The following is a 22,559-nucleotide window of genomic DNA, read 5'->3' as shown; positions in this document are numbered from 1 at the left end:
ACCTCTATTTCGTTTATTCGCCTTCCACAACCGCTGGGTCTACCTGGTAGTTGTAGTCTGCTGGATCGATTGGCTCGAAGCCAGGCGGTGTGTAGAATCTCAACAAGTCGCCGTTGACCACGCGGTCAGACAACTGCAATTCATACGTGCCGTGCTCCTGCAGATTCTCTGCGATTTCCAGTTGTTTTTCATCTTCAATCGGCAAGCCCGTTTCTGGGTTGTAGAACTGTTCGCCGACTGCGTAAATTTCCGGACTCGCAAAGTCACCGTTGCGGAATGTCACTAGTTCTTCGTGTTCCGGAGACAATAGGTCTGTACCGAACTGGACGTTGTTTTGTGTGTCAACGCCAAGCAAATGCATCACCGTTGGCAGAAGGTCGATTTGGCCGCCATACGTATGATTGACGCCGCCTTCCATACCCGGTACGTGGATGAACAACGGAACCCGCTGCAGCTTGGTGTTTTCAACCGGTGTGATTTCTTTTCCAAGCAACTGGCCCATGGCCGCGTTGTGGTTGTCGGAAATCCCGTAATGGTCCCCGTACATGACGACCATCGTGTTGTCCGCTAAACCGGATTCTTCCAGCTGCGTGAAAAACTGCTCAATCGCTTCGTCTGCGTAGCGAGCTGTCTGGAAGTAGTTATCAACACTGGCATCACCCGTTGCCGCTTTTTCGATCGTAGTCAATGCAGGATCGATTTTGTAAGGGAAATGGTGAGCGACTGTGATAAATTTCGAATAGAACGGTTCCGGCAATGACTCCAAAAGAGGCGCCGACTGTTCGAAGAACGGCTTATCCATCACGCCGTACTCAGCCATATCTTGGTCGGTCAAATTCGTATACGACTCGATATCGAAGAAATGGTCATAGCCGAATGATTTATAGATTTCAGAACGGTTCCAGAACGTGCCGTTGTTGCCATGAAAGACAGCAGACGTATAGCCTTTGTCTTTCAATAAAGCAGGAGCGGCTTGGTAAGTGTTCTGGCCTTTCGTGATAAACGCGGAACCTTTTGGCAAACCGAACAACGAGTTTTCAAGCATGAACTCGGCATCCGAGGTCTTGCCTTGCGCTGTCTGGTGGAAGAAATTATCGAAGTACATCGTGTTTTCTTCGCCGATCAATGAATTCAAAAACGGCGTCACTTCTTCCCCGTTCAATTCATAATCCATCAAGAAGGTCTGGAACGATTCCAGGTGCAGGTAAACGACGTTCATCCCTTCAGCTGCCCCGAAATACGCTTCGTTCGGGCTCGCATAATTGGATTTCGTGTAGTTGACCACTTCCGTGCCGTCATCGCTGTCAGCGAGTACGCGCTGGGAAGAAGATTTCAATGTTTCTACCGTGTCATAAAGGGCGTAATTATACATTCCCAAATATTTCACGATGTAGTTGCGGTCAAAGCCGCGCGTCAATAATTCCGGACGGTCGCTTTCTGCCAGGCCTAAGTTCAAGAACGAAATTGCCAATGCCATCGTAATCGCTGGAATGACCGCTTTCGTTTTGAAGTTTTTCGTTTCTTTTGGTACATGCTTAGAAAAGACAAGATAAATCAGCAGCGCGACATCCACAAAGAACAACAGGTCCGTCGGCTGGATCAGCGTAACGATGCTGCCGCCCAAATCGCCAAAGTTCTGCGTTTGGAACAAAGTCGGCAAAGTCAGGAAATCACTAAAGAATCGGTAATACACCGCATTCGCATACAGGAATATGGACATCACGACGTAAATGAATAGAAGCGATATGTATTTCCGTTTTCCTTTAAAGAGCAGCGACAAGCTTAATAATAGCAGCGCGGATCCGAGTGGGTTGATGAACAGCAGGAACTCCTGCAAGACACCGTCGACATCCAGTTTAAATTGAGTTTTTTGGGTCAAGTAAGTCTTCATCCACATCATGACTACTGCCAGCAGGAAAAGAGGCACAAACTTGTTTGTTATTTTTTTAGTTGATTTCATATTTTTCATAATACACCTTCTCATTAGTGGTCTTCACAGGAATCTTTCGGACAGGACATTAAAAAAACTTGAAGCCAGATACCTCAAGCGAGAGATTCTTACAAAGAATGACAAATTCTATTTTACTAAACAAATGGCAGGAATGATAGTTTAAAGTCCCTAATTTCTTCAAAATGCGCAGAAGGGCTTACCCATTTTGTCGCCTTTAAAACCCTCATTCCGGCGAATTCGTGACTTCCTTCATGGGTGAATGAAAGCTTTCTTAACTTCATAGGACGCACAAGCCGCCTAAATAGTTTCCAGTTCTTTAAATTTATTAATAGAAATGAAAAAAGCACCCACAGGAAAAACATCCCATAGAAGCTCTTTTCATCGTATCGCCCTTGCTTGAGTATCATTCAAGGTAGCTTAAAGCGCCCGTTCTTTCCAATCTTCCAGCACCGCTTTTTCTTTTTGTGAATCGAGCCCCGCTTTCCGCTCCGAAACGGTGCGCGCCGCTTCCCAGGCAAGTGTGTCACGGACCGTGTCGCTTAGCGGACGAAATGTTAATCCCGCTTGCAGTGCTTTTCCACTATCGACGGTGAGAAATCCAGCCATGTTTTCCTCATCCGGAATCCACAGCGGCATGTCCGACCAGCCCGCTACGCCGTGCCCCAACAAAAAGTGTTCATCCACCCAGACCAGTTCGGCGTCGCTCACTGCCGCTGACTTGCAGCCTTCCAAAAACTGTTCCATCGTCAGCTTCGCTTCCGGCCCTGTCGCGTTAAACGTGCCCGTTTCTTGATCTTCCACCAGCTTCACGATCCATTCCGCCAAATCACGGACATCAATAAACTGCACTTCCTTGTCTCTTCGCCCAGGCGCCAGCACTTCCCCGCCTTTTTTCATGCGGTTGACCCAATAAGTAAAGCGGTCCGTAAAATCATAGGGCCCGACAATAAGCCCGGGCCGAATGATTAAACTGCGTTCCGAAAATGCCCGTTCCACTTCCTGTTCGCATAACACCTTCAATTCGCCGTAATGGGCGCCAATCGCCTGCGCCGCATCCATCCCTTTCAGTTCTTCCACTTTTTCCGGCGCCAATTGCCCGACTGCGTGGTTTTCATCAATTCCGGGTTCTTCGAGTTTCGCATAGACAGAAGCGCTGGAGATAAAGGTATAATGGCCCGCTGCATCACGAAGCAGTTCCGCCGAATCTTTGACCTGCCATGGCAAATAGCCGCTTGTATCAATTACCGCGTCCCACGTCCGCCCTTTTAGCGCCTCTAATTGGCCGTCCCGGTCTCCGGTCAATTTTTCTGCTTCCGGAAACAAGTTGGGATCCGATTTCCCTCTGTTGAACAAAGTGACTTCATGCCCTTTTTGAAGGGCTGTTTCGGCCAGAAAACGCCCGAGAAAACGGGTGCCTCCGAGAATCAAGATTTTCATCGTATTTCCCCTTTCTTCATCCGAATGGTTTTATGCAGTACTTGGAATCCACAGCTTCATCCGCGATATTTCATTTGGTGATTGCCTATAGTATTCTGCAGCGGAGGCACACAATCCTTTTTACAGCAGAAAGGAGGAATTTCAGTTTCTACTATATATAAAGTGAATGATTAACAGGAGAATTTCCGGATTTTCAACCAAAGCAAGCGGCTTTTCTTATATACTAAGAGCATGAAGAAGAAGGAGGAGGAATTAGAGTGACAAAGACCGATCGTACAAATAAAACCTTGGCATCGGAACAACGCGAAGAATTGCTCAACACCTTGAAGGAACGTTTCGAGAAGCACATCGACCGCCACGAATTTTTGGAATGGCCGAAAATCCAGGAAAAACTTGAGGCAAACCCGGATAAACTGTGGTCGCTTCATGAAATGGAACGGACAGGCGGCGAACCGGATGTTGTCGAGTATGACAAAGCGAACGATGAATATGTGTTCTGTGATTGTTCCAAAGAAAGCCCCGACGGACGGAGAAGCGTTTGCTTTGACCCGGAAGCGCTTGAATCCCGCAAGAAAAACAAACCGGAAAACAGCGCGGTCGGCATGGCAGCGGACATGGGCATCGAGTTGCTGACAGAAGAGCAATACCGGAACTTCCAGAAACTTGGCGACTTCGATCTGAAAACTTCCAGCTGGGTCCAGACGCCTCCTGACATCCGCGACCGCGGAGGTGCCTTGTTCTGCGATTCCCGCTACGGACAAGTCTTCCTGTACCACAACGGCGCAGATTCCTATTATGCGGCCAGAGGATTCCGTGGTTCATTGAGAGTGTAAAAAAGAGCTTCCAGGAGGATGTACATCTCCCTGGAAGCTCTTTTCGATTCTATAAACTCCTGGCCTTATTCGAATAATTGAACGTTCGGTTCCCGCTTGAGCACATGGACCAGAATAGCGTGCAGCTGGCCGCGATGATGATAAAAATGCGCCTGCGTATCCAGAAGCCATTCGTATCTGGAATGGACAGCACCAAAAAAGGATGTGGTGACCTGAAGCAAATCCTTTTCTTCCATTTCCGCTATGCCTTTTCTTAGAAAAGCGTAGTTTTCAGTCAAAGTAGAACCAATGGACTCCAAATTCATTTGAGGTGCTGTTTCCTCGTAATACTGGTCCAATTCTTCCTCTGACGCTCCCAAGCCAATCAGGAAATCAGCCTTGCCTATAACGGACATATGCGCCAACAATTCACCAATCGACCATTTCTCCACATTTGGTTTGATTAGCAAATCTTCATCGCTCAACGTGTCCATTAGTTTAATAACCGAGTCGACCGCCAAATCCATTTGCTGAATGATGCCTTTACAATATGGGTTCATTCTCTATCCCCTTTAAATAAGAATCACAATTCGGAAACGGAAGATATCTCACTCTGTTGGAAGTTGTTATTCTTTTTCAACTTCTCCTTGACCATCCCCTATTAAGTTTTGAATTTGGGTTTTATCATCCCTTCCCATTTCAATTCAAAATCCTTATTTTCCATCTTGTATAAAAAGGCGAGGATTTCATCCATATTTCCTGAACGAATTTGATGGTAGAATTCCTGTTTCATTTTTCCGATGTATTCAGTTTTCGTAAGCCTGTCTTTCTCATCGTGCGGCGCAAGATCCTTTTCGTAATTGCTCATTGCAGCCAGATCCTCTTGATCAAAATGATAAGAGCTGCCGTCAGGAGCTGTTTTAACGACAAAAGGGTACTCTTTGATGACGTCCTTTTTGTTTTTAAATGAAAAATGGTTGTGTTTAATTGAAGAAATATCGCTTACGAAAATGGTTTTCTTCACCACATTCACCCTTTCTGATTTCGCTGGCTTTCTATTTACAGTATTCCGATAAACAGCTGTGGTGTCAATTCTAAATTTTCTGTCTTTTACGCAAAAAAGAATCCAGCCTCATCGCAATGAGCCGGATTCCTTTTGAATTTTATTCAGTGCTGGCCAGTGCCGCTTCTCGATCTTCCATCGCTTTGCGCCATTTCACGACTTCGCGTTCTTCGATTTGTTTGGCAAGCGTTTCGTCCCAACTGCCTTTTAACGTATTCCAGACGCGGGCATAAAAAATGTCCTGCTTGCGGTCGTACAATTGGAATTCGAGGCACGGAACGAACACCGTCTCCTGCTCGATGCAGGCAGTGATGTCCGTCGCGATAATCTGGAAATTATCTTCTGCCGGGTATACCATTTCCTTCGCCAATAGCTTTTGCATGCGGTCTTTTTTCAAACTTCCCCGTACCCCGTCGTAGCGGTAACGCGGCGTTCTTTCTTCCGCTTCCGGATATTCCTGAAGGGACGGAAGCAAATATTCATCGTGCACGGCGCTGAAGGAAATCACAGTCGCTTCGCCTTCTATCTCTTCATCGAAAATGCCTTTTTCCAGGTAATCAAAGCCTTTCGCTGTCAGCCCATAGCCCTTCTTTTGGAGTTCAATCAACCCTGTCCGCTGCATCTTCTCCATCAAGTCACGGACAAACAGCTCTTCTACCATAAGCATATCCGCGAGCGTTGCGGCTCGGCGGATCTCTGATTCCTGAAACGCAAATAGCAGCATTTTCATCAAAATATCCATCTTCAAGCGCTTTACACGGTCAAAACTCACGTCGTACAGCACAACCGGCAGCTTCCAAACCCGTTCGTCGGTGATTGACACATCTGAGGCAGCAAGCAGGCTCGACCGCAATTCGCTTTTCAGTTTCTCCATACGTTCATCCCCTGCTTTCCTGCACCAGCTTCAAGCCGTTTTTCCGTTTCACGGTTTCAAGTACATGCCGGTACATCTGTTTCGTTTCGTTCTTTTTCGCACGCTGCGTAAACATGTTCGAGCTGCCGACCAATACCAGCAATTGCTTGGCGCGCGACAGCGCCACGTTCAGGCGTCGGTAATCTTTCGCAAAGCCGATGTCGCCGTGGCTGTTCCCGTTGTTGCGCACCATGCTGAGCAGGATGACTTCCATTTCGCTTCCCTGGAAGCGGTCGACGGTTCCCGTCCGGATCGTCAAATGCGGCAGGCGCAGTTCCTGGTCGATCATGCGCTGCAGGCGTTTGACTTGTTCGCCGTAGAACGAAATGACGCCGACACTTTTCAATTCGTCTGGAGCAATTCGTCCGGCTGCTTTCGCTTCTGCCACCGCATCGTTCATTTCGACCAGCAGCGCGCTGATTTCACGCAGTTCGGCTGGATTATACAAACTTTTCCCGCCGCTCATGCGTTCTTCAAAATACGCCGGTTCGTTCGGCACATCGAGCCACATCAAGTGGTTGCTGCGTTTCACGGTGTTTGATTCCAGTAAATGATCGCGTTCCCGGTCAGAATCGAGGAGCCCGCATTGCAATTGCTTGTTTTCGCCTTTATAGAACGGCGTGATCGTTTCCATGATGTCCGCATGCATCCGGTACTGGATGGCGAGCATCGTCTTGTTCGCTTCCGGCAAGTTTTTGTACAGGCGCTCAAACAAAGACTCTTCCAGCAGTTTCTCAAGTTCCCGCTTTTCTTCAAAGCCGCTGTTTTCTTTGATCATTTCCTCCAGCGTTTCTTCCAGCGTGTCGTTCCCGAGCAGCGGCGGCAATTGATGATGGTCGCCGACCAGGATGATTTTCTTGCCTTTTAGCATCGGCAGCAGGAGTTCCGGCGGCGTTGCTTTCGACACTTCGTCGATGATGACAACGTCAAATTCCGGATAGTTGTCGATGAAATCCTTGCGCGCCGAAGCGACACACGTCGTCCCAATCACGTTGGCGTGCTTAATGTACAATTTACGGATTTCGTCCAAGTCGTGATCGTTTGCATCTTTCAATAAATCGAGCCATTTCTTCTGGATTGTCTGCATCAAAGGAAGGTTTTTCTTTTCCTGCTTGAGCGATTCCAAATCAAACGACAAGCTGGCCATCTTTTTCGCCGTTTCTTCGTATTCCTTTTCGGGATGAGTTGCGAGGATTTCCTGCAAAGCAGCCCGTTTCTGTTCTTTCATCGACAAACTTTCTTGTACCGTTTCCATTTCCGACTGGATTTCAGCCGTTCGGGCTTTTTGTTTTTCCAACGCGGTCGTTTCCGCTGTACGTTCCGTTTCAAATTGGGCGATTTGTTTCTCGGCCTGTTCATAAGCAGCTTGGTCTTCCAGGAGAGCGGTCTGTTCGGCTTTCCGTTCTTGGATGGCCCCTTCAATATCGGAAGGAATGTCGATAGCAACGGCAAGCTCTCCGCACTGCTGTTCCAGTGCTTCAAACTCTTGCTGCTTCCGTTCCAGGTCCGCCTGCCATTTCCGGTCGAGTTCCAGGTAATGCGCTTGCTGTTTAATGAGCTCGTCACACACCGCTTTTTTCACGCCTTGGAATGCCCGCTTGGAGTCTTCGATATACGCTTCCGCCGACTTCAGCTTCGCGCCTCTTCTCCACAAGCTGTTTTGCCGTTTATACAAACCGGTGAGCGCTTTTTCCAATACACCCGGCTCATCACGCCGCGTACTTTTCAGCACCGTTCGCAAGCGTTCCAAAAAGAAATCCATGTCACTCGAAGTGAACGATTCGGGTTTCGCCAAAGCATGTTCTTTCAGCTCACTCACTGGCACATGGGCACTTGTCAGCAAAGGCTCTACATAAGAAATGGCTGCCGCAAACTGTTCGTTATAGGTGCGCAGCTTTTCAAACTCGTTGATTTTCTCGCGGATCACTTCGAGTTTATTGATGCCAAACGTAATCGCCGGTGTTTCTTCGATCTTTTGTTCGGCCATCACCTGCAGCAAGCCGTCCATCTTTTTCACGCGTTCCGTATTTGCCGCCAAGGCGTTCTTCTCATCAATCACTGCGGTCACTTGCTCGCGCTTGTCTAAAATGGCAGCAACGTCGCGCTTTTTAGCAGCCAGCTCTTCTTCCAGTTTCCGCAACCGCAACGCACGTTGGAGCTGTTCAATAACATAGGAAATGCGTTCGTTTTCTTCCTCGAACCATTGCAGGCTCTTGCTGTCCATCAAACCTTGCTGGCTGCGGATGGATTCTTCGAGCATCTGGAGTTTTTGTTCGGTGCCTTGCTGCTCCTGCACGGCTTTTTGCTTTGCAAGTTCGAACGCCGCCAGTTTGTTCTGTTCTTCAGCCAACAGCTTTTCAAGTGCACGGTGTTTGCCTTGTGCGGCTTTTTTCGTTTCCACCGCTTGTGCCAGGTTTTCAAAAATCGGCTGCAGCTCTTCGTACGCCTGTTCCGTAGCGGCGAGTTCCCGTTCCAGTTCCGGCTCGCGGTTTTTGCGCGTTTCATACTGCGCGGTGATTTCTTTTAAGGTATTGTCTTTCCAGTATTGGCCGACGTTTTCTTCGATGAACTTTTTGCCTTCTTCTTCGATGCTTTCGGTCCGGCCGACGCGAAGGATACGAATGTCTTTATTCGCCAACAAACGCCCGAGCGCATTGTCTACAGCCAAATTCGACTGCGAGGCAACGAGCGTCTTCAATCCTTTTCGGGCATTCTGCAGGCAGATCTCCGCAATGACGGTCGTCTTTCCGGTTCCGGGAGGCCCTTGAATGACGTACAAATCTTCCGCTGCCACTGCACCGGTGACCGCCCGCTGCTGAAACTCATTCAGCCGGTTGTGGAACGGCAGCTTTCCAATCGGGTTGACCGGCTTCACCGGCGGCTTTTCTTCAAACAACAGCCGGTCGAGGTTCGGGTTCACCGCATGGCCTTTTTCCAGATTCGTGAAGCCTTGGCGCAGCCGTCTGATTTGGCTAAGTGCCGCAAAATTGCTGAAGGTGACTTCTTTTTTCGCCAGCGAATGTTCTTTGTCGCGCAGCTGTTTGACGATGTAGTTTTGCAGTTCGATTTCGACGATCCGGTTTGATGCCTTAAGGACCGTTCCAACATCGCCGTCGATGCCAGCCAAACGCACGCTTAAGTTCTTCAGCCCTTTCCACTCGGTGTCTTTCATTTGGCAGCCGGTCAAAGTGATGCGGCTGAAATCGTGGCTGAACGCCAGTTTCGAATAAGCCGTTTTGATATCGGGAATGTCCATGCCGCGCTCTTGGATTTTCAAATAGCCTTCCCAGCTCGAAATCCGCTTTTTCACGTAATCGGACTTTTCCTTCGCCGGCGTCATGCGGTTGATCAAATTGAGGAGCGCTACCGGAGCCGGGTCGCGGGAGTTGTCAAAACGGATCGACTCTTCGCGCTGCCAGTTCGTCCCGAGCGCGCCGTATGCTTTTCGGAGCGTCACATTCGTTACTAGCAGTTGATGGTTCGCCACAACGCAGTGGAAAACGACGAGCCCATCAAGTTCCTCGTCCGTCAAGCGGCTGTTCTCAGCTTTCCCGAAAATCAGCGCAACCGAAAGAGAGGCATCCGGATTGGAAGGATACCTCTCGATAAAGACGTTAAACGCGCCGTCTGCCTGGAAAACCGAGCGTTCGCTGATGCCGAACCCTCTCATCTTTTCCGCCGCGGTCTTTGTCATTCTTAGGGAAGTTCTGTATGTATCTGCTTTTGCTAATACCATTTCATCTCACCTGTTCTGTAAAACTGAAGAAATCCCTCATCGAGTATTTCCACCTGATCTTTTTGTCATTTAAACATCATATCATCTATTTGGGGCAAGTAGGTTTCGGAACTTTGAACAAATGGTAAAAGCCGATTGGAAATGGGGTATAACTCTTCATTTTCAGACAGCAGCCACCTTTCTTTGATTGAAGCGAACATCGATAGAAAGTTTAAAAACGCCGATAGGAACTTCAAAAACAGCGATAGAAATTGCAGAAACACCGATTAAAACTTAAAAAACTGCGATAGGAGCTGTCAAAAACTCCGTTATGGAATCGGTCGACAGCACGCAACTATCTGAACAAGAAAAAGCCCCTTCAGCAACTGCTGAAGAGGCCTTTTCTATCTTGATTCTTCTTTTACACGCCTTCACTCAATTCATTTTCACGGTCAACCCGCTCTTGTTTGACTTTCAGCTCGTTCATTTCGCCTTCGGTCAAAAATTGAACTTTAAAACCGACAAACGCCATGATGATGCCGATGATCGGCACGGCGTAATTCAGCACCGCATACGGTGCATACGCAAACGGATGCACTGCAAGCGTTGCAAGGATAAAGACGCCGCATGTATTCCATGGAACAAACGGCGACGTCAACGTACCGCCGTCTTCCAGCGCACGCGACAAGTTTTTGGAATGGAGCCCCTTGTCCTGATACGCTCTGGCATACATCCGGCCCGGCAAAAGAATCGATATGTATTGTTCCGAAGCCGTCGCATTGGTGAAGAATGCCGAAAGAATCGTCGCGGCAATCAAGCTGCCAGCGGATTTCGCCACTTTCAGGATTTGCGTCACAATGGCTTTCAGCATGCCGGTATGTTCCAAAATCCCGCCGAACACCATGGCGAAAATGGTCAGCGACACCGTGAACATCATCGCTTCAATCCCGCCGCGGTTAAACAAGTTGTCGACCATTTCGTTGCCGGAAGAAATGACAAAGCCGTCGTGAAGCGTATTGACCGCATCGCCGATGTTTCCGCCCTGCACCAGAATCTGGCACATAAACCCAAGAAAGACGCCGGCAATCAATGCCGGGAGCGCCGGCACTTTCATCATGACCATAACGACAATCGCCAGCGGCACAAGCAGGAGCCAAGGTGAAATGACGAAGCTGCTGTTGAGCGATGCCAGGATGCTTTGGATGTTCGCCTGGTCGATTTCTCCTCCGCCAAACTGGCGGCCCAGGATAAAGTAGACGATCAATGCCAGGATCAGACCTGGAATCGTTGTGTACGTCATATGTTTAATGTGGTCAAACAAATCGGTTCCGGTGATGCCGGCCGCCATATTTGTCGTGTCCGACAGCGGCGACATCTTATCGCCGAAATACGAACCGGAAATGACTGCTCCTGCAACCATTGCAGCCGGGATGCCCATGCTTATGCCAATTCCCATCCCTGCAACTCCGATAGTCCCCATCGTCGACCAGGAACTGCCGATGGCAAGCGACACGATGCCGCAAATGATGCAGATCGTCATCAGGAATAAGGATGGAGTAATGATTTGCAGGCCATAGTAAATCATTGTCGCAATGATGCCTCCGCCGATCCAGGACGCAATAATCATGCCCACGACAATGATGATCAAGACGGCCGGCAGCGCCAAGCGGATGCCTTTGTAGGCCCCTTCTTCGATATCCTGCCATTTGTAGCCGAGGCGCCAGGCAATAAATGCCGCAACTATGCTCCCAACAGCCAGCGGTACATGCGGGCTGCCTTCAAACACTACAACTGTGATCGCCATAACCGCAATCATGATGATTAAAGGAATAATGGCTAATAGAAATGGTGTTTCAATCTCATTTTGTCTGTTCTTCATGCTCCATAACCCCTACTCTATACAGTTTTAATACATATTACAGCAAAATTCAAAATAATCTAGTGGCTTTTATCACATAGCAATATCCCGGTATGCTGGGAGAGTGGCTTTAAAATGACGAAAATTTGTTCATTTATTTTTACTGATATTTATGCATAGGCACTCCTTTGCCTTTTAAAGTAATTTCCTGTGCATAAACTTTGACGCTCTTCTTCCCGAACAGGTAAAGTTAGAGGAAATGAGGCTTAGGAGGAATTCAAATGAACGACATCCCGTTAATCGTAACAACCGAGTGGCTCGCTGAACGACTGGACGATCCGAAACTGCGCATTGTCGATGCAACCGTTTTCATGAAATTTCCGGAAGGCGGCGGACCGCCCAATGTCGAGTCGGGCCGGACGTCATATGAAGAAGGGCATATCCCTGGAGCGGTCTACGCCGACCTGGTGGGAGAGTTATCAGACGCAGACTCTGACCTGCCTTTTATGGTGCCATCCCGCAAAGAGTTTGTAGCAAAACTGACGGCGCTTGGAGTCGGCGACGATACATACACGGTCATCTATGACCAGAACGCACTTGTGGGTGAACCGATCGCCGCTTCGTACTGGGCATCGCGCCTTGCCTGGCAGATGCGCTACGAAGGATTCGAACAAGTGGCCATTCTTGAAGGCGGCTTGCAAAAATGGCAGGCGGAAAACCGGGAATTGTCGACCGAAGAAGCGGCTTATCCGCACGCCAACTACACTGGAAAACGCCACACGGACATGCTGGCATCGAAAGAAGATGTCCAAAAAGCGATCGATGATGAACAAATCATTCTCATTAATAGCTTAGCGCCGGAAGAATTCCATAGCGGCCATATTCCGAACAGCCAAAACATCTTTTTCGGCCTGCATGCCGATGAAGAGTCGAAAGCGCTGCACGACGACGAACAGCTGCGCGCATTATTCGAAGAAACCGGCGCACTCGACCCGAATAAGAAAGTCATCACGTATTGCGGAGGCGGCATCGCCGCTACATGGAATGCATTGATTTTGAATAAACTCGGGCAGCACAACGTCGCGGTCTACGACGGCTCAATGAACGAATGGACGAGCGATCCCGCTTGCCCGCTGGTGAAAAGCGAAAAATAGGCATACGAAAAGCGCACTCTTTTAGCAGAGTGCGCCTTTTTCATGCTCTTCGATAGACGATTTGAAAGTCGTGCTTCCAGTCCATACCGTCTTCTGATTGTTCCCATTTGCTGTCAATGACGTTTCCCGTTTCATCTACGTTTCCAGTAAAACGCTGAAAAAAGTCCAATGGCGAAAAATCAGCTTTATCCCGCCACAATTTCCATAGCCGGTTCTCCAGGCTCATTTGATACAACCGCGTCACTCCGCGCGTATCAAAATAATGCAGCAAATACTGTCCCGTTTCCGGATTGCAGTCGTAAACAACCGTGTTGTCCGGAAACTCCGCTTTGTCGATATGCGTGCGCTGGATAACATACTTTTCGTTTAGCCAATCAAAGCTGGTATGGCCCGTTATCGGATTCGGTTCAAGATGCGGATGAATCACTTCCATGTTCCAATGGCCGATGAAAAAATCCAATCGCTTCAGCATATCTTCCCGAGTAGATGCATTCAAACGAAACACCCTCCCCATCGTTGCAGGCTGTCCTGTGGCGTTTACTGCTTCACCAGTGAATCCCGCTTCACAATCTTTTGGCTCACTTGCTGGCCGCTCAGCGTTACCATCGGCATGCCGCCGCCCGGGTTCACCGTGCCGCCGACAAAATACAGATTGTCGTACAGTTCGCTTTCTTTCTTGTTTTTGAATCCACCGTTGCCTTTTTTATCGGATACGGTGCCGTAAATGGCGCCGCGGTCGGATCCGTAGGTCCGTTCAATGTCATGCGGCGTCCAAACGTCGCGCGTGACGATATGGTCCCGAAGGCCATGCAAGCCCATGCGTTCCAGCTTTTCGTATACGCGTGCTTCAAACTTCAAGTAATCGTCCGGGGTGAACGGATTGTCCTGGATGTACGGGATATGCGGCAGGATTTTCAAATTCTCATGCCCTGGCGGCGCCTGGGTCGGATCGGTTTTATTCGTATTGACGAGGTAAATCGTCGGGTCGTCCGGCAGTTCATGCTTTACGAACACTTTTTCCATCTGGTCCTCCAGGTTTTCCGGGAAGAAGAAGTTGTGGTGGTTCAAGAACGGATAGGTTTTGTTCACGCCCAGGTGCAGCACCAAGCCGGAGCTCGCCGGTTCAAATTTCTTCTCGAGGTTCTCCACGTACTTCGGTTTCGCATCGACCATTTTTTTATAGAACGGAATCACTTCCATATTGGAAACGAAATAATCCGCCTTTTTGATCGAACCGTCTTCCAGTTCAATCGCCGTAATCTGCCGCTTGTTGTCCGTATGCGCACGCACCACCGCTTGGCCGGTATGGATCCGGACGCCTTCTTCTTTAGCCAATCGCGTCAGGCCTTCACCCAATTTGTGCATGCCGCCCGGCACGTACCAGCAGCCCTGTGCATGCTGCATGTAAATCATCATATTAAGAACGGCCGGCGCCTGGTAAGGAGATGAACCGACGTATTTGACGAAATATGAAAGCATGTCGCGCAGATGCGGATTGGAGATCCGTTTGGACACTGCCTCATACACCGTTGAAGTCAAATCAAAGCCGGTCAAAGTGGCAATGATGCCGTTCTGTGCCACAGCTTCCTGTGCAGTATCGAAGCCTTCACCGAGATAGCTGTCTTCCGTCGTCTCGTATATTTTCTTGGCGTATTTTAAGAAAGCGTAATACTCCTTCATGTCTTTGCGGCTAAGCGATGGATTCGCGCGCTCCATCAAGCGGAGGTCGTGGAACAAATCCAGCACGGTGCCGTCTGGAAAGAACGAACGCCATTCGCGGTTGAGCCGTTTGATCGGCACATAGTCTTCCATGCGCTTGCCACTGCCGCGGAACAATTTATCGAAAATATGCGGCATCGTCAAAATGGACGGGCCGAGGTCAAAGCCGAAACCGTCCTGTTCCAGGCGGTTCAATTTTCCGCCGATATGGTCGTTCTTTTCATATAAAGAGACGCTGTAACCGTTTTGTGCAAGAGAAATAGCAGCCGATAAGCCGCCAAGTCCTCCTCCAATTACGATTACGGATTTTTTCACATTTGCCATACTTCTACCGACCTTCTTCCCCCAATAATTTTCACTTTACTGAATCCGTCAAAATCCGGATCATTTCCTGTTTGGTTACAAAATTACGCTGTTTAAAGCAATCGTAATTGTTTTGGCGGACGCTTGTTAAAATTTCCCGATACACTTGCGCCGACACCACAATGGGGATTTGGCTATCTGCATCAAAATTTGAAATGCATTCGATGAATTCATCGTATAAGGCTTCTGCCCGCTTGGCCATCAGTTCCCAAACTTGGATAAAGCCATCGTTGATTTCCGAATGGGCCAGTTGGTCCTTGCGGTAGCCCACCCGTTCAAGTTCTTCTGTTGGAAGATAGATTCGCCCTTTTTCGCGGAAATCCTCCCCCACATCCCTCAATATATTTGTCACTTGCATCGCAACACCCAAGTTGACTGCTGCATCGGTGCAATCCACTTTCGATCGGGACGCAATAATCGGCAGCAGCATCCGGCCGACCGAACCTGCCACGTAATAACTGTAGGTCTCGACGTCCTCCAATGTCTGTGGCGCTTCAAACGAAAGATCCATCCGCTGGCCTTTGATCTGGTCATAAAATGGCTCCAAATCCATGTCATACGTATTGAAAACCACACGCAGCGCCCGCCATAGCGGATGGTCAATATACTCACCTCGCGCAAAACGGTCGAGTTCTGCGTTTAACCGCTCCAATTCACGCAATTGCGCTGCGTTCCCAGATGTTTCATCCACACTATCGTCCGCTGTCCGGCAAAAGGCGTAAATGGCGTAAACCGCCTGGGCTTTTTCCTCAGGAAGTTTTGAAAAAGCATAATAAAAACTTTTCGAATGGCGTCTAATAACACTTTCGCAGTAATCAAAGTCGTCTTGGACTTGCATTTGAGCAGTCATGGAAAGCTCCCCCTTTCAACGGGTGTGGATTCGGATTCTCTGAAATCAGGCAATTCGTATGGGAAATGGAATGAACGCTCCTTGGCTTTAGAGGTATGTATAATTTTGAAGGCGTTTCTGAAGAAGTAGCAATGCATGAGACTCATCGTAATATTACCCTTTATTCCCTCCAATAAAAATTATGAAACATTTAGTGTATAATCTTTGTATAACTTTTATACCTGCCGCTTCTCCACTTAAAAAAGCTTTTGAATAGGCCCTCTACATAGAAAAAAACCTCAAAGTCTGGCCACTTTACAAGTGCCTGACATTCAAGGTTTTGTATACATTCAGCTAAGCGCAGCTTTTATTTCTGCGTTTTCTCTTTAATCTTATTCGCGACATCGTCTTTCAATACCATGGCTTTGTCTTTGTAAGTTGCCGCTTTTTCTTTGTAGTCGTCTTTGTTTTCTTCCCAATGAATCTTGCCTTTTTCAACGGTCTTGTCTTTCAATGCGTTCAGTTTTTCCAGAAATGCCATATGAACCATCCTCCCGTTCTACTCTCCATTGAAATGGAGAGCTAAACTGCGCTAAGCATAGCTCATTTTTTAACTACTGTCTAAGGTCTGCTCTTTTACAAACCGAAAAACACCTGCAATTCTGACTAAGAATTTGCAGGTGTTCTGTGTCGCTATTCAGTAATTTTAAAGCTTACTTCAACAAGCCTCAAAATGCCGGACGGTAAGCTGTAAGCGGAATGTCTTCGTATGCTTCCGGATCCAGTTGTTCGACCGAACCGTCAGCGACGCCTTCGATGATTCCCGAAAGGCCGCGTTCAACTGATTTGACCAACTGCCCTTTTTCTTTTTGCCCCAGGCTCTGCGTCTGTCCTCTAACTTCAAAGAGAACCGTGCCGCTGCCGTTCAAGGCATATGTGCCAAGCGCCGTTCCCGGAAGGTCGAGCCCTTGTTCGTAAAGCGAGATATTGGTGAATTTCGAGTTGCCGTAGGACTGCAGTTCGTTATACGCCAGCAAGTTCAGTTGGCGCGAGAAATCATAGTTGTAGCCGTCTGCAAACTCTGCGTATTTCGCTCCCTCAGGAGAGGATGGGTCCGGCACAAATTGAGCCGACAAGGAAAGCGTGACAGGATCCGCCGTGCCGTCTACGTAGTAAAGGCCCTGGTGATGCAAGTCGACAAAGACGTCCACGTTGCCAAATTCGTCCTGCAGGGATTTATAGACGTCACGTGAAGTTTGCGATTCCGGCGTGATGAACCAGCCTGGCTGGTTTGAAGCACCCGGGAAGTCTTGCGCTTCCGGCACATAATCCAGATCCGGATTGAAGTCACGGTTTACGTCAAATCCAGGATTTGCCCCGTAATCGTAGCTTTGGCTAATGCCGCGGTCCAGGTAGTTCCAAGAAGGCTTGGCGTCTGCCAATTGCGGATAGCTTTCCACAACTTCGCTCCATGTCAGGCTATTTCGGCGCTTATCCGCTTCCGAAGCATCCGGATTCATCATCGGCATGAAAACGACCGTCACTTCTTCGCGGATTTGCTGGGATTGTTTTGAGTTATTCGATAAGGTTTTCAAGAGGTTAAGAATCGCTACCGTGCCCGTTTTCTCGTTTCCGTGAATTTCACTTTGAACAAGAAGAACCTTGTCTCCAGTACCTACCCGCGCAGTATAAATATCCCGCCCTTCATGGGATTGCCCGGCTACATCCAATTGGACGACGCCTTTACTGGAGGCCGCGATTTGCTTCAAGCTTTTTTGCAGTTCCTGATAATCGATAAATCCGGAAATGCTGTTGTCATGGTGATGCTCAGTTGTTTTGGTGACTGGTTCAGCCGCATAAACCGGCATCGCTAATGCTGTACACAAACTCAAAACTCCTACCGTACTCGCCCATCTTCTCTTCAAAAACATCCACTCCCCATCAGTTTAAATAGTTTTACCAAAATTAGCTTAGCAATAAAAGAAATAATAGTAAATATATTTAGAATATTCAGTTCATAAGTAATGTTGTAGTATATAAAGGTTTAAAAATTCTGCATCAAAAGATACAGGGCTGCCTATTTACTTCGGCCTACTAAGTATTTTCAGCCACTAAAAGGCCGGCTTTCCAAAGAAAGCCGGCCTTTTGTTTTCCGGGTAGATCCAGATAAATCCATTAAGTATAGAGTTCTTTTCTAAAACAAAATTCAATTGCCAATCCGCAGTGCCCGATCTTTGTTCTGCAGCACGCTCAGAATACTCAAAGCAGCAAGCAGGCTCGTCTTTGGATTGCCCGGCATCGGGTTGTTTTCGACTTGCAGCTGCATCCGGCCGAAATCCCCTTCGGCTTCAATCATATGGGTATTCTGTTCAATTTCTGGATCAACAATGATTCTTACTTTTGTTTTCTCAACGCCAATTCCAGCAATTGCGAGCACCAGGGCGACGTTAACGTTCTTCGGGAATTTCCCGACAGCTTCAAACGCCGAACCGTTGAAGATTACGCGCTCTTCGTCCGCTTCGATGCCGAGTGATGCGGGCGATTTCCGTGTGGTGATTTGAACCCGATCCAATCCACCGGCCGCCTTCGCTGATTGCAAAACGTCCAGACCGCCGATCGCGCCGGATGGCAAGAAAATCTGCGTCCCCTTGGATTCCGCCAAAGCTGTCAGTTCTTCAAGGAAAGCGACATTTTTAAAGACGCCGATGCTGCTGACAACGAGGTCTTTCTTGCTTGCGACTACATCTTTTACATAGATCCCGGCCGCTTCCACCGTCGCCGCTTCCACTACAATATCGAGCGGCAAGTTCAAAAAGCTTTTCAAATCGGTATAAAAATCAGCTTCAAAATCTTCGCTCAGACGCTGCCCCACTTCCTGGTTGCGCCCGAAAATGGCCGTGACTCTTCCGCTCGCCAGTTGCTTGTGGTTAATCTGTTCCAGTAAATACGATGCAATATTGCCTGTCCCAATGATTCCGATGTTCATGAGTGCCCTCCTTTATATAGAAAGCTAATTATAAAATTCAGTATGGCTTAAAAGAAGTATACACTAGTTAATTTTTCTATTCTAATCACTAAAAATTATGGTCTCATTTCATCTATAATGCTCTGAAAACCTGACAAATTGCCTTTTCCTAAGGTTGCGTAATAGTTTATGTGCTTTTGTGCAGCATTTAAAGCATTCAAATAATAATGTTCTCCAAAATCTTCTCGGATACTCTCAATTAAAAACCTATTGGTAGCGTTATTAAAAGCACGTTTGTATTCTTCTCCATCCATCATGGCTAAAAATATTGTAATGAAAGCTTGAGCAGATCCTTCACTCATTCCAGACAATCGGTGAATTTCGATTTTCCCTTCACTTCTCGATAATTGCCTTCTATATACTTTTTTTGCTGTATTATACGCTTCTTTACTCATCGCCATTGTAATTTTCATTTGGATCTCCTTAACAGTAAAATTTTTAAATTCAAACTGCTTTCATGCTTAGTAACTCTTAAAAGAATACATTTAATAGTAAGTCTTCAGATTATGAAACCTAAATCTTTCTGCTAAAACAACTTTTTTTTTAGATTAATGCTTATCATTTCTATCCAATCTAATAAGTATATAGTACCCCTTTAGTAAAATTAAATATACAAATTTTTCCGTTGCAACATATTGCTACAAATTCCAAAACTGATTAACTCATATAATATTTTAGTCTGTTTTCAGCCTTTATTCTTAAAGGTTTTTTTGCTTTCAACATGGAATTCTATACATATCCAAAAACAGAAGTGAAAAAAACTTTGGTGATCAGGTTTAAAAAAAGACAGGTTCCGAAAGCAGCTGAACTTCTGGCAACACGGCATAAAAGAGAATGAAGCGCACTTTCCGAACTTCCCTTCTAGCGAATCCGGACATGTGGAAAAGCCATCCAAGGAATGATGGCCAATGCGCGTAGATCAATTATGTCGAATATGGGATTGCGAGTGGTTGATTCGACTCGGTTACTTCAGCCAGTTTATGTTGGCGACCGTGTACTTTGGGCCGACGATTAAAATACGATTCATTGATAAGGAGGACATCATTCATGACAACCCCATCAAGCTACCGAATCGATTCCGCTTCCCGGGTGATTAAAGCATCCCCCCATGCCATTTACGAAGCATTTTTAAATCCTGACGCTTTGAGTTCCTGGCTGCCGCCAAAAGGCATGTCGGCCCGCATTGACGAATTTGATGCCAAAGAAGGCGGTGCATACCGGTTGACGCTTACCTACGAAACCGATCATTCAAACGCCGGGAAGACTTCGGAAAATGAAGACGTCTCGCGAGGCAAGTTTCTGGAACTGGTGCCGGACACGAAAATTGTCCTGGCCGGGAAATTTGATTCGGAAGATCCGGTGTTTTCCGGGGAGATGATCCAGACTTGGTACTTGGAAGCGGTCCGGGAAGGAACCAAAGTCATCATCATCTGCGAACATGTTCCGAAAGGCATACGAAAAGAAGACCATGATGAAGGCCTGGCTTCCTCACTTGAAAATCTTGCCGAGTATGTTGAGTAGGCATGGAGAAAAAATTATCTTCCCATCTCTTCTTGGAATCAACAAAAACCACACCCGCTCATGTAAGCTAGCGGATGTGGTTTCTTCTGAATTTTGAACTTCTTGCTATTTAATTGACGCCTCTGCTTAAAAACACAAGACGTTCCACTTCCGTAAATCCATTTTTCTTATAAAATACTTCAGCCGGTATCCCCCGGTCGGTGAGCAGCGAAAGATGGGTGATTGAACGCGCCTCCAGTTCTCCAAGCAGCCGGTCCATCAGGGCCTTGCCGATTCCTTTGTTCTGCAAATTGCTTTTTACACACATCTCATGGACAAAGAATTCATCGCCGCTCCACCAGACGCGGTGGACGCCGAAAAGAAAACCGATTACCTCTTCGCCTTCTTGAGCCACTAACCCTAGAAAGCCAGGCGTATGGTAAAAATCAAGAAGATACTGTTTTGCTTTTTCCGGTTCCCACTCGTCGTTCCAAGGCTCTCTATTGAAGACTTCGATAAACACATCCGTGCACCGTAACAGGTCGCTTTCTTCGACATAGTTGATTTCCATAAACAAGCTCCTCTTTTAGGAATTCTTTACTCCACCCGAAACCCAACAGCAATCGCCTGCAAAATCCCGATCAGTTCTCTCGACACTTCTCTTGGCGACTTCTGGTAGCCGTTTTTCGCCCAGTCCAAGATGAGTCCAGCCGTGCCATGGGCCATGTACAGCTTAAACGCCGGGGAATTGATGTCATGGTCGCCTACAGGAGTAAAAGTGAACTGCTCATCAAACAGTTCAAAAATCGCGCGAGGCAAATCCTGGTACAGGCCCGGGATGGTGTCCTCTTTCAAATAAAGATTGAAGAAAGAGCGATTGTCATAGATGAACGTCACCAGCGCGAACGAATCCTCGTTCATGGACTCGGTGGCCACTTCTTTTCCGGGAATGTAGCGGTCTTTGCTGGTCTGTTTGATTTGCCGGAACATCTCACTTCTCAATTCTTCTGTAATGTCCGGTTTATCCAAATAGTAGAGGTAAAACGTCGCCCGGTTATACTGGGCACGCTGCACAATATCCGTCACCGATACATGGTTGAATCCTTTTTCATTGATCAGTTCGGTGAACGCCTGTTTGAAATGATGCTTTGTCCGTTCCACCTGCGGTGATAGGTTTTCTTTCTTATCTGCCATATATTTTTTCCTCCAGAATCGACACTTCACGCCAAACTGTCGAATTACTCAACATTTTCGATTTTTTTACTGATTGAACCCTTTTCTGCAAAGGCTTACACTGAGTGTGAAACATAAATCCAGTTTAGCATACCCATAAAAAAGGAGAGATATTGCATGATTAATTACACAGACAAAGTGGTTGTCATCACAGGAGGCGGCTCCGGACTCGGACGCGCCGCTGCCCTTTCCATCGCCAAACAAGGCGGCAAACTTGTGCTCGTCGACATGAGCACGAAAGGCCTGGAAGAAAGCCGGAACGAAATTTTGGCGGCAGCTCCGGAAGCTCAAGTGGAAATCGTTGAAGCGAACGTAACCAATGAAGAAGAAGTGAAAAACTACGTTCAATTCACGATGGACAAGTTTGGCAAGATCGACGGCTTCTTCAACAACGCGGGCATCGAAGGCAAACAGAACCTGACGGAAGACTATGCTTCGGATGAGTTTGAAAAAGTGGTCAGCGTCAACTTGAACGGCGTCTTCTACGGCATGCGGCACGTATTGAAAGTGATGAAAGAACAACGCTACGGCTCGATCGTCAACACTGCATCGGTCGGCGGCATCCGCGGCGTCGGCAACCAGTCCGGCTACGCAGCAAGCAAACACGGCGTTGTCGGCTTGACCCGCAACTCAGGCATTGAATACGGCCAGTTCGGCGTCAGCATCAACGCCATCGCACCCGGCGCCATCATGACGCCAATGGTTGAAGGTTCGTTGAAACAAATGGCGGGCGACGATTGGGAAGCAGCCGGCAAAGAATTTGTCAGCGTCAACCCGATGAAGCGCTTCGGCAAGCCGGAAGAAGTCGGCAACCTGGTGGCATTCCTGCTATCGGACGCAGCGAAGTTCATCAACGCTTCTGTTATTCCGATTGACGGCGGTCAGTCTTACAAATACTAAAAACACCAAAGGCACACTCATTTTCACTTGAGTGTGCCTTTTTTATGCGCTTTATTCAACGGAATGCCGCTCTGCATTTTTTGCGGG

The 22,559-nt window shown here is 47.7% G+C and carries 20 protein-coding genes; 4 read left to right on the top strand and 16 right to left on the bottom strand.

Annotated features, from left to right (window positions below; genetic code table 11):
- Positions 1 to 13: 13 nt before the first annotated feature.
- Positions 14 to 1,969, bottom strand: a complete 1,956-nt coding sequence (ltaS, locus tag BLQ32_RS07005; protein ID WP_074509679.1) for a lipoteichoic acid synthase — start codon at positions 1,967 to 1,969, stop codon at positions 14 to 16.
- A 399-nt stretch (positions 1,970 to 2,368) separates the two neighbouring features.
- Entirely contained in the window at positions 2,369 to 3,388 is a 1,020-nt protein-coding gene (locus BLQ32_RS06995) for an SDR family oxidoreductase (protein ID WP_074509675.1), read from the bottom strand.
- Between the two features lie 257 nt (positions 3,389 to 3,645).
- Between BLQ32_RS06995 and BLQ32_RS06990 the strand changes: the two genes are divergently transcribed.
- The gene (locus BLQ32_RS06990; RefSeq protein WP_074509673.1) at positions 3,646 to 4,221 is read left to right on the top strand and encodes a DUF4256 domain-containing protein; all 576 of its coding nucleotides are present in this window, start codon (positions 3,646 to 3,648) and stop codon (positions 4,219 to 4,221) included.
- A gap of 65 nt (positions 4,222 to 4,286) precedes the next feature.
- Here BLQ32_RS06990 and BLQ32_RS06985 read toward each other — a convergent pair whose 3' ends face one another.
- The 5 genes from BLQ32_RS06985 to nhaC form a co-directional block, all read right to left on the bottom strand.
- Entirely contained in the window at positions 4,287 to 4,760 is a 474-nt protein-coding gene (locus BLQ32_RS06985) for a DinB family protein (protein WP_074509671.1), read from the bottom strand.
- A 101-nt stretch (positions 4,761 to 4,861) separates the two neighbouring features.
- Positions 4,862 to 5,224 (bottom strand): hypothetical protein, encoded by a 363-nt coding sequence (locus tag BLQ32_RS06980; protein ID WP_139150512.1) that lies wholly within the window; start codon positions 5,222 to 5,224, stop codon positions 4,862 to 4,864.
- Between the two features lie 139 nt (positions 5,225 to 5,363).
- A complete protein-coding gene (locus BLQ32_RS06975; RefSeq protein ID WP_074509668.1) occupies positions 5,364 to 6,137 on the bottom strand; it encodes a hypothetical protein in 774 nt (257 codons plus the stop codon).
- 4 nt (positions 6,138 to 6,141) lie between these two features.
- Positions 6,142 to 9,912, bottom strand: a complete 3,771-nt coding sequence (locus tag BLQ32_RS06970) for a DEAD/DEAH box helicase (protein WP_074509667.1) — start codon at positions 9,910 to 9,912, stop codon at positions 6,142 to 6,144.
- 400 nt (positions 9,913 to 10,312) lie between these two features.
- Positions 10,313 to 11,770, bottom strand: coding sequence for a Na+/H+ antiporter NhaC (gene nhaC, locus BLQ32_RS06965; RefSeq protein WP_074509665.1), 1,458 nt, complete (start codon positions 11,768 to 11,770; stop codon positions 10,313 to 10,315).
- Positions 11,771 to 12,030: 260 nt separating this feature from the next.
- On the opposite strand from nhaC, the gene BLQ32_RS06960 reads away from it, so the two are divergent.
- A complete protein-coding gene (locus BLQ32_RS06960; protein ID WP_074509663.1) occupies positions 12,031 to 12,903 on the top strand; it encodes a sulfurtransferase in 873 nt (290 codons plus the stop codon).
- 40 nt (positions 12,904 to 12,943) lie between these two features.
- Here the strand turns inward: BLQ32_RS06960 and BLQ32_RS06955 are convergent, their stop codons facing one another.
- From BLQ32_RS06955 to BLQ32_RS06930, 7 genes are all read right to left on the bottom strand, one after another.
- The gene (locus tag BLQ32_RS06955) at positions 12,944 to 13,399 is read right to left on the bottom strand and encodes a hypothetical protein (RefSeq protein ID WP_051413665.1); all 456 of its coding nucleotides are present in this window, start codon (positions 13,397 to 13,399) and stop codon (positions 12,944 to 12,946) included.
- Positions 13,400 to 13,440: 41 nt separating this feature from the next.
- Complete coding sequence (locus BLQ32_RS06950) at positions 13,441 to 14,946, bottom strand: phytoene desaturase family protein (RefSeq protein WP_053167469.1); 1,506 nt, start codon at positions 14,944 to 14,946, stop codon at positions 13,441 to 13,443.
- 31 nt (positions 14,947 to 14,977) lie between these two features.
- Positions 14,978 to 15,835: a phytoene/squalene synthase family protein gene (locus BLQ32_RS06945; RefSeq protein WP_074509661.1), complete on the bottom strand. Its 858-nt coding sequence runs from the start codon at positions 15,833 to 15,835 to the stop codon at positions 14,978 to 14,980.
- 346 nt (positions 15,836 to 16,181) lie between these two features.
- Positions 16,182 to 16,355: a hypothetical protein gene (locus BLQ32_RS19810; RefSeq protein WP_175557081.1), complete on the bottom strand. Its 174-nt coding sequence runs from the start codon at positions 16,353 to 16,355 to the stop codon at positions 16,182 to 16,184.
- A 187-nt stretch (positions 16,356 to 16,542) separates the two neighbouring features.
- On the bottom strand, positions 16,543 to 17,682 hold the full coding sequence (locus BLQ32_RS06940) for a M14 family zinc carboxypeptidase (protein WP_244890336.1): 1,140 nt from the start codon (positions 17,680 to 17,682) through the stop codon (positions 16,543 to 16,545).
- Positions 17,683 to 18,020: 338 nt separating this feature from the next.
- Positions 18,021 to 18,800, bottom strand: a complete 780-nt coding sequence (gene nadX, locus BLQ32_RS06935; protein ID WP_074509658.1) for an aspartate dehydrogenase — start codon at positions 18,798 to 18,800, stop codon at positions 18,021 to 18,023.
- Between the two features lie 95 nt (positions 18,801 to 18,895).
- On the bottom strand, positions 18,896 to 19,252 hold the full coding sequence (locus tag BLQ32_RS06930; RefSeq protein ID WP_074509656.1) for a hypothetical protein: 357 nt from the start codon (positions 19,250 to 19,252) through the stop codon (positions 18,896 to 18,898).
- Positions 19,253 to 19,886: 634 nt separating this feature from the next.
- On the opposite strand from BLQ32_RS06930, the gene BLQ32_RS06925 reads away from it, so the two are divergent.
- Positions 19,887 to 20,360: an SRPBCC family protein gene (locus BLQ32_RS06925; protein ID WP_074509655.1), complete on the top strand. Its 474-nt coding sequence runs from the start codon at positions 19,887 to 19,889 to the stop codon at positions 20,358 to 20,360.
- 109 nt (positions 20,361 to 20,469) lie between these two features.
- Here the strand turns inward: BLQ32_RS06925 and BLQ32_RS06920 are convergent, their stop codons facing one another.
- Both BLQ32_RS06920 and BLQ32_RS06915 read right to left on the bottom strand, forming a co-directional pair.
- Positions 20,470 to 20,910: a GNAT family N-acetyltransferase gene (locus tag BLQ32_RS06920; RefSeq protein ID WP_074509653.1), complete on the bottom strand. Its 441-nt coding sequence runs from the start codon at positions 20,908 to 20,910 to the stop codon at positions 20,470 to 20,472.
- A 26-nt stretch (positions 20,911 to 20,936) separates the two neighbouring features.
- Entirely contained in the window at positions 20,937 to 21,533 is a 597-nt protein-coding gene (locus BLQ32_RS06915) for a TetR/AcrR family transcriptional regulator (protein ID WP_036802532.1), read from the bottom strand.
- A gap of 156 nt (positions 21,534 to 21,689) precedes the next feature.
- Between BLQ32_RS06915 and BLQ32_RS06910 the strand changes: the two genes are divergently transcribed.
- Positions 21,690 to 22,472, top strand: a complete 783-nt coding sequence (locus tag BLQ32_RS06910; protein ID WP_074509652.1) for an SDR family oxidoreductase — start codon at positions 21,690 to 21,692, stop codon at positions 22,470 to 22,472.
- The last annotated feature ends 87 nt before the right edge of the window (positions 22,473 to 22,559 follow it).

This window comes from Planococcus glaciei, assembly GCF_900099655.1.
Classification (GTDB): domain Bacteria; phylum Bacillota; class Bacilli; order Bacillales_A; family Planococcaceae; genus Planococcus; species Planococcus glaciei.
The sequence above is the reverse complement of the archived record's forward strand: the minus strand, read 5'-3'. Positions and strand labels throughout refer to the sequence as shown.